Consider the following 938-nt stretch of genomic DNA (forward strand, 5'->3'; position numbering starts at 1 on the left):
ATTAATATTTCTAATGTTTATTTTTTTGTATTTATTTTTAGCATATATTTTAAATCTATTATTAATATATCTATGCGGAAATATTTTTATATAATCATCTAATGATATTTTTTTTAATGGATAAGCTTCTATAGATTCAAATTCTTTTTTTGCTGTRCTAAAGAGATTGTTTAAAGTTATATTGTGTAAATTAAGCACATCTATAAACTTATCATTAGTAAGCTCATAATTGTTTAGAGTKGCATATTCAGGATAATCGCTTATAACAATTTTTGATTCATATCTATTTTCTTTAAATAAACCAAACTCRCCAAAACAATATTTATTATCTTTAGAGTATGCAAATAATCCTGCTAAAGAAATTTCATTATGCTTATATGAATAATCRCAATATAACACATCGCTAAAACTTTTTATATAATTGATAGCAGTATCATCATCTTTTATATTATGTAATATTTTTTCATCACCAAGTATATTTTCTATATATTTCATAATTTTTTTATTAGTCTGAGTAAGAAGCTAATAATTCCTCCTGCTCTTTTTTAAATAAAGCATCAGTAATTTCTGTTATTTCCCCGTCCATAAATCTATCTAATTTGTATAATGTAACATTAATTCTATGGTCTGTCACTCTGTTTTGAGGGAAATTGTAGGTTCTTATTCTTTCGCTTCTGTCTCCAGAACCTATTTTATCTCTTCTTTCTTTAGCTTCTTTTGCCTTTCTTTCAGCTTCTTCTTTTTCGTATATTCTTGCTCTTAATACTTTTAATGCTTTCGCTTTATTTTTGTGCTGACTTTTTTCATCTTGACACTGCACCACTAAACCAGTAGGCAAATGGGTAATTCTAACGGCACTGTCAGTTGTATTAACTGATTGACCTCCCGGACCGCTTGAACGAAATATATCTACTCTTATATCTTCATCTTTTATTATT

2 protein-coding genes are annotated in these 938 nt (G+C 26.6%); both read right to left on the reverse strand.

Going from position 1 to position 938, the window contains the following annotated elements; translation table 11 throughout:
* The coding region (locus tag GQX97_RS12515) for a hypothetical protein (RefSeq protein WP_157152238.1) at positions 1-495 on the reverse strand (495 nt) is incomplete at its 3' end.
* Positions 496-505: 10 nt separating this feature from the next.
* The coding region (locus tag GQX97_RS12520; RefSeq protein WP_304488832.1) for a peptide chain release factor-like protein at positions 506-938 on the reverse strand (433 nt) is incomplete at its 5' end.

The sequence above is a fragment of the Brachyspira sp. SAP_772 genome, from assembly GCF_009755885.1.
In the GTDB taxonomy this organism is placed as follows: domain Bacteria; phylum Spirochaetota; class Brachyspiria; order Brachyspirales; family Brachyspiraceae; genus Brachyspira.